This window comes from Mycobacterium sp. (genome assembly GCF_049683935.1).
Taxonomy (GTDB): domain Bacteria; phylum Actinomycetota; class Actinomycetes; order Mycobacteriales; family Mycobacteriaceae; genus Mycobacterium.
Genome location: NZ_JBAUJR010000036.1, coordinates 1 through 10,630, shown reverse-complemented (window position 1 = coordinate 10,630; position 10,630 = coordinate 1). Strand labels below are relative to the sequence as shown.

Here is a 10,630-nt window from a genome sequence, read left to right as displayed (position 1 = left end):
GTCGAGGGCCTGCCATGACAGGTCGTAGCGCACGTGCAGACGGTCCAGGCGGTTGGCGGTCTGGTAGGCCCAGGCGCCCACCAGCAGCACCGCCGCGAGCACGACGGCGATCACCACCGCGGTCACCCACGGAATCATGTCGCGACCCTCACCTTCACCCCGGCACCCGCGACGGTCTCGTACACCCGCATGATCTGCTTGGCGACCACCGACCAGTCGTAGCGCTGCACCGCTTCGGTCGCACAATCGACCAGGCGCGTCCGGAGGGCGTCATCGGTGAGCACCTCGATCAGGCCCGCCGCCAGCGCCGCCGAGTCGTCGACCGGCACCAACCGCCCGGCGTCTCCGTCGCTGAGGACCCGCCGGAAGGCGTCCAGGTCACTGGCCACGACAGCGGTGCCCGAGGCCATCGCCTCGACGAGCACGATGCCGAAACTCTCCCCTCCGGTGTTGGGGGCGCAGTACACGTCGGCGCCGCGCAACGCCGACGCCTTCTCGGCGTCGGTGACCTGGCCCAGGAAGCGCAGATGATCGGCCAGCGGACCGGCATCGTCACGAAGCTCCTCGACCTCACCGTGGCCAACGACGAGGATCTCGACGTCGGGGAACCGCTCGACGACGGCGGGCAGGGCGCCGATCAGCACGCTCATGCCCTTCCGTGGCTCGTCGAACCGCCCGAGGAAAAGCACCGCCTTGCCGGGACGCGGATATCCGTCGAGGCAGGGTGCCGACGCGAACGACGCGACGTCGACGCCGTTGGGGATCTCGACGGCATCACTGCCGAGCGCTTCCATCTGCCACCGTCGGGCCAGATCGGACACCGCGATACGGCCGACGATCTTCTCGTTCATCGGCCGCAGGAACGGTTCGAACACCGACAGGGTCCGCGACTTGGTGGTCGAGGTGTGAAACGTCGCGACGATCGGCCCCTCGGCGATGTTCAACGCCAGAATGGACAGGCTCGGCGCATTCGGCTCGTGCAGGTGCAGCACATCGAATTCGCCTTCCCTGAGCCACTTCTTGACTTTGCGGTGGGTGGCCGGCCCGAAGCGCAGCCTGGCCACCGAGCCGTTGTACGGGATCGGAACGGACTTTCCACCGGAGACCACGTAATCCGGCAGGGAGCCGTGCCCTTCGGCCGACGCCGGCGCGAGCACACTGACCTCGTGCCCGTTGCGGTGCATCACCTCAGCGAGCTGCAGGACGTGCGCCTGCACACCGCCGTGGACATCGAACGAGTACGGGCAGACCATGCCGATGCGCATCAGGTGGCCTCCAGCCGCGCCCTGCGCTCGTCGGACAGGTCTTCGAGCCACTGCGGCTGCATCATGTGCCAGTCGGCGGGGTGCGCGGCGATGTTGCGGGCGAACCGATCAGCTAGCGCCTGGGTGATGACCTTGACGTCGCCCGAGGCGGTGTCCAGCTCGGGATACACCTGCATGCCCCAACCGTCCCCCTCGAACCAGCAGTGCACCGGCAACAACGCCGCACCGGTGGCCAGCGCGAGCTTGGCCGGGCCCGCAGGCAGCCGGGTCGGCTCACCGAAGAAGTCGACCTGCACTCCGGTGCGCGTCAGGTCGCGGTCCGCCATCAGACACACCACGCCGTTGTCGCGCAGCCGGTCGCACAACACGTCGAACGGTGACCGCTCGCCGCCCGAGAGCGGAACCACCTCGAAGCCCAGGCTCTCCCGGTAGGCGAGGAACCGGTTGTACAGCGACTCGGGCTTGAGTCGCTCGGCGACCGTGGCGAAGGAGCCGTGGTTCTGCGCCAGCCAGACACCGGCCATGTCCCAGTTGCCGCTGTGCGGCAACGCCAGGACCGCTCCCCGACCGTCCGCCAGCGCCGACCACACCAAGTCGATGTCGTTCACACTCAAGCGCCGACCCAGCTCGGCGTGATCCATCGATGGCAACCGAAAGGCCTCCCGCCAGTATCGGGCGTAGGAGGCCAGCGAATCACGAATCAACGCGTCCGGCACCCGCTCGGGCGCCACCCCGATCACCCGTGCCAGGTTCTTGCGCAGCTGCTGGGGTCCACCGTTGCGCGCAGCGTATTGAGCGCCGACGCCGAAGGCATTGCGTGCCACGATCTCCGGGGCAGCACGCACCAGTCGCCAACCGGCGGCGTACCCCCAGTCGGTGAGGTAGCCACCCCATGCCGCCGGGGACGGGATGAGGCCACCGCGACTGGTGTTCGAGCCGGCCGGGTGCGGTGTCATGTTTCGGTGGTCTCGGGTTTCTCACTGGTCTCGGCGCTCGCGAGGCGCTCCATCGCGCCGTTGGAGACCCGCACACTGTGCAACCGCTGGCCCACCGTCACCACGCTGGCGAGCGCCAGCACCCACATCGCGATGTCGAGAACCCAGGGCAGGTCGATGAACGGCAGGTCCGACAACCACGCACCCAGCAGGATGATCACCAACCGCTCGGGCCGCTCGATCAGCCCGCCGTCGCCGCTGAGTCCGCTGGCCTCCGCGCGAGCCTTGATGTAGGAGATGACCTGCGAGGACACCAGGCAGATCATCGTCGCGACCACCAACTCGGCGCTGTCACGCCCGAAAGCGGCCCACCACAGCAACCCGCAGAACAACGCGCCGTCGCTGATCCGGTCGCAGGTGGCGTCGAGCACCGAACCGAACCGGGTGCCACCACCGCGTTCGCGGGCCATTGCCCCGTCGAGCATGTCGGCGAGCACGAAGAACGCGACCACCAGGGCGCCGGCGAACAACTGTCCGATGGGGAACAGGATGAGCGCGCCCAGCACCGCGCCGGCGGTGCCGAGGATGGTGACGCTGTCGGGCGTCAGACCCAGCCGCAACGCCCCTTTGGCCACCGGGCGCGACAGCTTCGTATAGGCCGCCCGGGTCATCAGGTAGAAGTCGCTCAACGCTGGTTCTCCCACTCGGCGGCGAGCAGCTGTCGGGTGTCCCTCAGCAGCTGTGGGATGACTTTGGAGTCGCCGATGATCGTGATGAAGTTGGCGTCACCGCCCCAGCGCGGCACCACATGCATGTGCAGGTGCTCGGCCAGGCTCCCGCCCGCCGAGTGACCGAGGTTGAGGCCGACGTTGAAACCGTGTGGTTGCGAGACGGCTTTGATGACCCGAATGGCCATCTGCGCGAATGCCATCAGCTCCGCGCCTTCCTCGATGGTGAGGTCCTCGAGCTCGGAGACCCTCCGGTACGGCACCACCATCAAGTGGCCGGGGTTGTAGGGGTAGAGGTTGAGCACGGCGTAGACCAGTTCACCGCGGGCGACCACGAGACCGTCTTCGTCGGACATCGTCGGGATGTCACTGAACGGCTCGGCGGTGGTCGCGCGTCCGGTTTTCATCGGCGCCTCGGCGATATAGGACATCCGATGCGGCGTCCACAGCCGCTGCAGATGGTCCGGGTCGCCGACCCCGCGATCTACGATCGTGTGCTCGGGATCCACGTCACCCCTCGCCTGTATCTGCGTCGACGACGACGAGTTCGGCAGTGGGCGTGGCATTCTCGCGGCGCGTCACCCAGTCCACGATCGCCTCGACCCCCTTGTCGCGCGGGACACCGTTGATCTGCGTGCGGTCCCCGAACCGGAAGGACACCGCTTCAGCTTCCACATCGCGGTCACCCGCAAGCAGCATGAACGGCACCTTCTGGTTGGTGTGGTTGACGATCTTCTTCGCCATCCGGTCGTCGCTGGCGTCGACCTCGGCGCGGATGCCGCGCTTGCGCAGCTGTGCCACCAGATCGTCGAGGTAGGCGACGTGGCTGTCGGCCACCGGGATCGCGACCACCTGCACCGGGGACAGCCAGGCCGGGAAAGCGCCGGCGTAGTGCTCGGTGAGGATGCCGAAGAACCGTTCGATCGAGCCGAACAGCGCGCGGTGGATCATCACCGGCCGCTGCCGTGTGCCGTCGGCGGCGGTGTACTCCAGCTCGAATCTGTCCGGGAAGTTGAAGTCGAGCTGGATGGTCGACATCTGCCAACTGCGTCCGAGCGCGTCGCGGGCTTGTACCGAGATCTTGGGGCCGTAGAACGCGGCACCTCCGGGGTCGGGCACCAGTTCGAGCCCTGATTCGGCGGCCACCTCGGCCAGCGTGTTGGTGGCCTCCTCCCAGATCTCGTCGGAGCCGACGAATTTCTTGGGGTCCTTGGTGGACAGTTCGAGGTAGAAGTCGTCGAGCCCGTAGTCGCCGAGCAACTCGAGGATGAAGCTCAGCAGCGACCTGAGCTCGTCGCGCATCTGATCCCGGGTGCAGAAGATGTGGGCGTCGTCCATCGTCAGCCCGCGCACCCTGGTCAGCCCGTGCACCACACCCGATTTCTCGTAGCGGTACACCGCACCGAACTCGAAGGCACGCAACGGGAGTTCGCGGTAGGAGCGGCCCCGCGCACGGTAGATCAGGCAGTGCATCGGGCAGTTCATCGGTTTGAGGTAATAGTCCTGGCCCGGTTTGCGCACCGTGCCGTCCTCGTTGAACTCGGCGTCGATCTGCATCGGCGGGAACATGCCGTCGGCGTACCAGTCCAGGTGGCCGGAAGTGTGGAACAGCTGCGCCTTGGTGATGTGCGGGGTGTTGACGAATTCGTAGCCGGCCTCGATGTGCTTGCGGCGCGAGTAGTCTTCGAGTTCGCGGCGCACGATGCCACCCTTGGGGTGGAATACCGGTAGGCCCGAACCGATCTCGTCGGGGAAGCTGAACAGATCCAGCTCGACGCCCAGTTTGCGGTGGTCGCGGCGCTGCGCTTCCTCGATGAGCTCGAGGTGACGGTCGAGCGCTTCCTGCGATTCCCAGGCGGTGCCGTAGACGCGCTGCAGACTCGCGTTGTTCTGATCGCCGCGCCAGTACGCCGCTGAGCTGCGGGTCAGCTTGAACGCCGGGATGTAGCGCGTGGTGGGGATGTGCGGCCCGCGGCACAGGTCGCCCCAAACCCGTTCGCGGGTGCGGGGGTTGAGGTTGTCGTAGGCGGTGAGCTCGTCCCCACCGACCTCCATGACCTCGGGGTCGCCGGATTTGTCGTCGACGAGCTCCAGTTTGTAGGGCTCACCGGCAAGCTCGGAGCGGGCCTCGTCCTTGGACTCGAAGACGCGGCGGGAGAACAGCTGGCCTTCCTTGACGATCTGACGCATCCGCTTCTCGAGCGCCTCGAGATCTTCGGGGGTGAAAGGCTCGGCGACATCGAAGTCGTAGTAGAAGCCGTCGGTGATGGGCGGGCCGATCCCGAGTTTTGCGTCGGGGAACAGCCCCTGCACCGCCTGGGCGAGGACATGGGCGGCCGAGTGGCGGATGACGCTTCGTCCGTCCTCGGTGTCGGCCGCAACGGCGGTGACCTCGACGTCGGCGTCGGGGACCCAGGCCAGATCACGCAGTCGCCCGTCGGGGTCGCGTACCACGACGACGGCGTCTGGTTCCCCCCTGGCAGGCAAGCCGGCATCGCGAACCGCCTGCCCTGCGGTCGTCCCGGCAGCGACCCGGATCGGGGCTGCTGGGGCAGGGCTGGCGGGGGCGCTCATCGCGGGCTCTCCAAACTTTCAGGTGGTAAGTAGTGGTCAGGCCGGGGTCGGGTCGCTGACCGCGACCATGCTATCGGGGTGTGCCCTCACGACCCGATACCAATAGGGCTATCCAGCCAATCGTGCTCGATGCCGACCAACCCCGCCGCCCAGCCGAGCGCGCCGAACAACCACAGCGTGGCCAGCACGATGGCAGCCGTGAACATCGCGCCCAGCACCTGCACCCACAGGCCCTGCTCCTTGAACCACGCCATCGCGGCGTCGTAGCGCTCCCGCGCATACGCCAGCAGTTTCCGGGCCCAATCGAATTCGGTCGCCAGGATCGCCAGGCCGACGAAGACGATCGCCCAACCCGGGCCCGGGTAGGGGATGGCAACGATGCCCACGGCCAGTACCAGCAGGCCGACCACGCCGACGACGATGCGATACACCAGGTCGGCGACGCGTCGCTCGCGCAGCCGATCGCGCCAGCGCGCCCACCGGCGGGTGAACCCGACACGTCTGCCCTCGCTCACGGCTGCCCCGGCTTGAGCATCACGAACAGCGAATGGGCCTCGGCGAGCACATCGCTGCCGTCGAGCAGGCGACCGGAGACGAAGATCTTGCGGCCCACGATCTCGTCGATGGCCGCCTCGACCTGGAGTTGCTTCTCCACCGGGGCGATCTTGCGGTAGTCGACATGCAGGAACGCGGTGCGCTGCGCCCGGTTACGACTGAGCTTGAACGCTGTGAAACCCAGCAGCGAATCGAACAGATGCGCCACGGATCCGCCGTGCGCTGCGCCGTTGCGGCCCAGGTGGAAGCGTCGGAACTGGGCGACGCCGCTGATCCGGCCGTCCTCGGTGACGTGCAGGTCCACCGGGACCTGCAGGATGTTCCCGCGATTCGGCAGGTCCAGCCTGCGCCCCGACGGGGAGGACCATTCGTCGGCGTCGTAGGGGGCGAGCAGCTTTGACGCCGCCTCGATCAGGTCGGCGGCTTCGGTGATGATCTGGTCGGGAGCGTCGGCCGCGCGGGCATGGTCCTGCAGTGCACGGACGGCGGCGACGAAGCGCCCGTAGTCCGGCCCGCCGTGGGTCGTCGGTGCGGGCGGATTGAATCCCCCGCCCACGGGTGCATCGACGGGTTCATGGGAACTCACCCGCTCACCGTATTGGTTGGCTCATCCCTGGGCTGCCCCGGCGCTGCTCAGAGTCTCGAACTCCGCGTCGGTGAGTTCGATCTGGGCGGCGGCCACGTTCTCCTCCAGGTGCGCAACCTTCGACGTGCCGGGGATGGGCACCATCACCGGCGAGCGCTGCAGCAGCCACGCCAACGCCAGTTGCGAGGGGCTGGCGGCGTGGTCGGCGGCGATGCGCTGCAGCGGTCCGTCGGCCGCCGCGAGTGGGCCGGCGGCCAGCGGGAACCACGGGATGAACGCGATGCCGTCGGTTTCGCAGGCGTCGAGCACGGTTTCGGCGTCACGTGAGGTGAGGTTGTACATGTTCTGCACCGAGGCGATCGGCGTGACCGCTCGGGCGGCAGTGAGCTGTTCCGCACTGACCTCGGACAGGCCGATGTGGCGGATCTTGCCCTCCTGCTGCAGCGCGACGAGTTCGCCGATCTGGTCCTCGGCGGGAAACTTGGTGTCGATGCGGTGCAGCTGGAACAGATCGATGGTGTCCACGCCGAGTCGGCGCAGACTCATCTCGCACTGCTGACGCAGGTAGGCCGGGTAACCGAGCGGCGGCCACTGGTCCGGGCCGGTGCGTAACAGGCCGGCCTTCGTCGCGATGACGATCCCGTCGTACGGGTGCAGCGCCTGGCGGATCAGCTCTTCGGATACGAAGGGGCCGTAGGAATCTGCGGTGTCGATGAAGTCGACTCCGAGCTCCGCGGCTCGGCGCAGCACCCTGGTGCATTCGTCGGGGTCAGCAGGCGGACCCCACACGCCCTGGCCGGTCAGCCGCATCGCGCCGAAGCCGAGTCGATTGACGGTGAGGTCGCCACCGATGGTGAGAGTCGGATTCACGGTGACGACGCTACGCCGACGGTGACAAGCTGACACCTGTGAAGTTGAGCGCTCTGTCAGGCAAGCCGCTGACCTATACCGAGGTGGGGGCGACCGCAGGGAGCATGCCTGCCGGGTATCACCACCTGCACAAGTCGGCGGTGATCGGCCGCGGTCGCGACCGCTTCGAGACGGCCGCCGCAGAAGGCATGGCCTGGGGCATGCTTCGCGGCGCCGGTCTACGGGTGGAGGCCACCCACCCGGTCGCCCGCGTCGACGCCGAGGTGTTGGTGCACCTCGGGCCGGTGGTCGCCCCGTGCCGGGTCGTCTACGTCGTCGACGAGCCCGACCGCCGCGGGTTCGCGTACGGGACCCTGCCCGGCCACGCCGAATCCGGTGAGGAGCTCTTCCTGGTCCGCTACGACCCGGTCACCGAGGACGTCACCGCCGAGGTGGTCGCGTTCTCCCGGCACGCCACCTGGTGGAGCCGGTTGGGCGCTCCCGTCACCTCCCTGGTGCAGCGGCGGGTCACCGACCGCTACCTGCGGGCATTGTGATCAGCGGGCATCGCTGCGGGTGACCTGAAGGCTGAACCCGCGAGCATCACCGCACTGCGCGAGGACCACTTCTTCCACAATCGTCAGCTGGTCGCGCTGTGCGACACCAGCCACCTCGTTGGGTGACGGGCTCGACGGGTCGGCGCGCCAACGGGTCATGGAAGCGACATCGCCCATGCGTAAGCCATCGGCGGTGGTCAAGGGTAATCTGGGAAACCTCAATTCGAGCGCGACTACACGGACGGTGACGGTGACGGATCAAGCCGGCATGGAGGCTGCGCACCTGCGCGTCGCCGAACTGGTGCAGGGGCTGCACAACAGACCCGATACCGATTCCGAAACCGTGGTGGCCGAGTTGGCTGAGCACGCCGCTGCCGAGATTCCCGGCGCGCAGTATGCGGGGATCACGCTCACCCGTAACGCCAGGGAGATCGAGACCCCGGCAGCGACCCATCATTGGCCGCTGCTGCTGGACAAAATCCAGCAGCGCCACCTCGAGGGTCCGTGCCTGACGGCTGCGTGGGAAGAGAAGACCATCCACGTCGTCGATCTGGAGACCGACGACCGATTCCCGAAATACCGCGAAGACGCGCTCGCCGAGACTCCCATCCGATCGATCATGGCCTTCCAGATGTTCATCGCCGGAAAGACGCTCGGTGCCCTGAACGTCTACTCCGAGCAACCCGGGGTGTTCGACGCGGAATCGCGCAACTTCGGGCTGATCTTCGCGGCGCACTCGTCGGTCGCGTGGAACTCCGCACGCCGTGACGAACAATTCCGCCGAGCGCTGTCCAGTCGCGACGTCATCGGCCAAGCCAAGGGCATGGTCATGGAGCGCTACGGCGTGAATGCGGTTCAGGCATTCGATCTGCTGCGCAAGCTCTCCCAGGATTCGAATGTGCCGTTGATCCAAATTGCCACCGACCTGGTCGCCAGCACTCAGTCACCGACCTCATCGGGCGCCGACAACAACGGCGAACAGTCGGTGTCAGCGAAAGCTAGCCAGTCAAACTCAGCGTGACATTCAGCCATGTCATGACGGGCGGCGCGACCTCGCCCACCGCTGACTCGGCGATGATCCAATGCGGAAGCCCGGGATGCACTTGGTGCTCGGCCCGGTAGCGTGCCGCGATTCGGCGTGAGATCCACTGCGCGACGTTGCGGTCCTGTCCCGCGCTGACACAAAGTACTGGGCAGGTCACGTGCGCAGCGTTGACCCGGGTTGACAGGGCGCCCATCGACATTTCTCGGAAGACTCGACCCGAGTCCCTGACCAACTCTGGGATCAACGCATCCTGCTCGGCGGTCGGCAACGTGCTCAGAGGGACGTCGCGCAGGGTCCGCTCCGACGGAAAGAACGCCCGTCCCGCCACGATTCGCGGCAGCAGCGGGAACAGGTGCGGCAAAACTCTCACCTGCGGCCACAGGATTCCCGGTGGAATCGATGCCAGCAATACCGCTGCGCGCGGCGATCGCGCCGCCGCGAGCTTCTGAGCAAGAAGTCCGCCCATGCTGTGACCGATCACGATCGGCGGACTGCTCAATCGGTCGTAAGCGGCCAAGACCAACTCGAAACAATGCTGGATGCCGGTCGCAGCGAGCACGTCGTCGCGGGTCGGATCCCGGCCGGGCAGTGCTGGGGCGTGCACTTCGAAGCCTCGGGCCTCGAAGTACGCGCTCCACGGTTCCAGTAGGGACGGCTTCCCGAACACACCGTGCAGGAACAGGATTGGTGGCTTGACGTGGCCGGCCATCTCAGAGCCCATTGCGTCAGTATGCCCGGAATGTCCCGTGTGCTAGTTGTCCCAGCGGTCCCGGCGATCGCCCACCGGATCGACCCCGGTGACCAAAGCCTTCGGAATATCCGTATTGACTGCCGGTGCAGCCGAATCTCCTTGAGACGCTGACCAATCGGTGCCAATGCACAACAGGTCGGACGGCACGGGGATCTCGTTGGGCAGCGGCACCGGCAAGCCGGGGATCGACGGGATGTTCAGCGGCGGAGGCGCGATCAAATTGGACAACCCCGTAGCCGCGAGCGGGGTGAACGGATCCGGCGTTGCCGGCACACCCACGTTGACCGCTCCAGCTGCACCCGGTACCGGCGCAGGCGGCGGCGGAAGCACTCCGGCCACCGAGGAAGCGCCATCCTGCACCGTGCGGATCAAACCGGGGGGAGTAAGCAGATCCCCGACCGTCACTGAACTGCCCGGTGTCCCGGGAATCGGCGACTGCGGCGCGCCCGCGTTGCCGCCCACCGACGACGGCGGGGCCGGCGGATAGGGCGGAACCGGGTTGTTGACCGCGGCGTTCGTCGAGGACGACGGCACCGGAGGTGACGGCGGCATTCCCGTGTCGACCGTGCTGCCCGTCGACGACGGCGAGACCGGCGGTGCCGGCGGGGTCGCGCCAGGCACCGAAGTACCAACGGGCACAGCAGGAACCGGTGGTGCCGGTGGAATCACATTGGCAACTGGTGCCGCTCCGCCGCCACCGAGGACCGGTGGAGCGGGCGGCGCAACCACTCCAGCCTCACCGAAGATCGGTGCGCCCGGGACCGGCGGCGCGGGCGGCGTGCCAC

At 67.3% G+C, this 10,630-nt stretch carries 11 protein-coding genes and 3 pseudogenes; 2 read left to right on the top strand and 12 right to left on the bottom strand.

Going from position 1 to position 10,630, the window contains the following annotated elements; translation table 11 throughout:
* The 9 genes and pseudogenes from WA965_RS02270 to WA965_RS02230 form a co-directional block, all read right to left on the bottom strand.
* Positions 1-138 (bottom strand): annotated as a pseudogene (locus WA965_RS02270) (exopolyphosphatase); the annotation flags it as partial.
* A pseudogene (locus tag WA965_RS02265) lies at positions 138-1,265 on the bottom strand (glycosyltransferase family 4 protein); the annotation flags it as partial. The pseudogenes WA965_RS02270 and WA965_RS02265, both read right to left, overlap by 1 nt.
* Positions 1,265-2,221, bottom strand: coding sequence for a phosphatidylinositol mannoside acyltransferase (locus tag WA965_RS02260; protein WP_526302939.1), 957 nt, complete (start codon positions 2,219-2,221; stop codon positions 1,265-1,267). The gene WA965_RS02260 and the pseudogene WA965_RS02265, both read right to left, overlap by 1 nt.
* The gene (pgsA, locus tag WA965_RS02255; protein ID WP_526302938.1) at positions 2,218-2,889 is read right to left on the bottom strand and encodes a phosphatidylinositol phosphate synthase; all 672 of its coding nucleotides are present in this window, start codon (positions 2,887-2,889) and stop codon (positions 2,218-2,220) included. Before pgsA ends, WA965_RS02260 begins: the two co-directional genes overlap by 4 nt.
* Complete coding sequence (locus tag WA965_RS02250; protein ID WP_526302937.1) at positions 2,886-3,437, bottom strand: ATP adenylyltransferase; 552 nt, start codon at positions 3,435-3,437, stop codon at positions 2,886-2,888. Before WA965_RS02250 ends, pgsA begins: the two co-directional genes overlap by 4 nt.
* Before the next feature lies 1 nt (position 3,438).
* Positions 3,439-5,502, bottom strand: coding sequence for a threonine--tRNA ligase (gene thrS / locus WA965_RS02245; protein ID WP_526302936.1), 2,064 nt, complete (start codon positions 5,500-5,502; stop codon positions 3,439-3,441).
* A gap of 86 nt (positions 5,503-5,588) precedes the next feature.
* Positions 5,589-6,017: a TIGR02611 family protein gene (locus tag WA965_RS02240; protein ID WP_526302935.1), complete on the bottom strand. Its 429-nt coding sequence runs from the start codon at positions 6,015-6,017 to the stop codon at positions 5,589-5,591.
* Positions 6,014-6,643, bottom strand: coding sequence for a PaaI family thioesterase (locus WA965_RS02235; RefSeq protein WP_526302934.1), 630 nt, complete (start codon positions 6,641-6,643; stop codon positions 6,014-6,016). Before WA965_RS02235 ends, WA965_RS02240 begins: the two co-directional genes overlap by 4 nt.
* Positions 6,644-6,664: 21 nt before the next feature.
* Entirely contained in the window at positions 6,665-7,513 is an 849-nt protein-coding gene (locus WA965_RS02230; RefSeq protein WP_526302933.1) for an aldo/keto reductase, read from the bottom strand.
* 38 nt (positions 7,514-7,551) lie between these two features.
* Here WA965_RS02230 and WA965_RS02225 point away from each other — a divergent pair, with 38 nt between their 5' ends.
* A complete protein-coding gene (locus tag WA965_RS02225; RefSeq protein ID WP_526302932.1) occupies positions 7,552-8,049 on the top strand; it encodes a DUF1990 domain-containing protein in 498 nt (165 codons plus the stop codon).
* On the opposite strand, the gene WA965_RS02220 is transcribed toward WA965_RS02225, so the two are convergent.
* Complete coding sequence (locus tag WA965_RS02220) at positions 8,050-8,250, bottom strand: hypothetical protein (protein ID WP_526446993.1); 201 nt, start codon at positions 8,248-8,250, stop codon at positions 8,050-8,052.
* A 67-nt stretch (positions 8,251-8,317) separates the two neighbouring features.
* Between WA965_RS02220 and WA965_RS02215 the strand changes: the two genes are divergently transcribed.
* Positions 8,318-9,070: a GAF and ANTAR domain-containing protein gene (locus tag WA965_RS02215; protein ID WP_526302940.1), complete on the top strand. Its 753-nt coding sequence runs from the start codon at positions 8,318-8,320 to the stop codon at positions 9,068-9,070.
* On the opposite strand, the gene WA965_RS02210 is transcribed toward WA965_RS02215, so the two are convergent.
* Together WA965_RS02210 and WA965_RS02205 are read right to left on the bottom strand one after the other, a co-directional pair.
* Positions 9,048-9,815, bottom strand: a complete 768-nt coding sequence (locus WA965_RS02210; RefSeq protein WP_526302930.1) for an alpha/beta hydrolase — start codon at positions 9,813-9,815, stop codon at positions 9,048-9,050. The two genes, WA965_RS02215 and WA965_RS02210, sit on opposite strands and share 23 nt — an antisense overlap.
* 30 nt (positions 9,816-9,845) lie before the next feature.
* Positions 9,846-10,630: pseudogene (locus WA965_RS02205) on the bottom strand (hypothetical protein); the annotation flags it as partial.

Excerpts from the sequence above, each read along its gene's own strand:
- WA965_RS02260 (WP_526302939.1), bottom strand. The coding sequence starts at position 2,221 with ATGACACCGCACCCGGCCGGCTCGAACACCAGTCGCGGTGGCCTCATC.
- thrS (WP_526302936.1), bottom strand. The coding sequence starts at position 5,502 with ATGAGCGCCCCCGCCAGCCCTGCCCCAGCAGCCCCGATCCGGGTCGCT.
- WA965_RS02215 (WP_526302940.1), top strand. The coding sequence starts at position 8,318 with ATGGAGGCTGCGCACCTGCGCGTCGCCGAACTGGTGCAGGGGCTGCAC.
- WA965_RS02210 (WP_526302930.1), bottom strand. The coding sequence starts at position 9,815 with ATGGGCTCTGAGATGGCCGGCCACGTCAAGCCACCAATCCTGTTCCTG.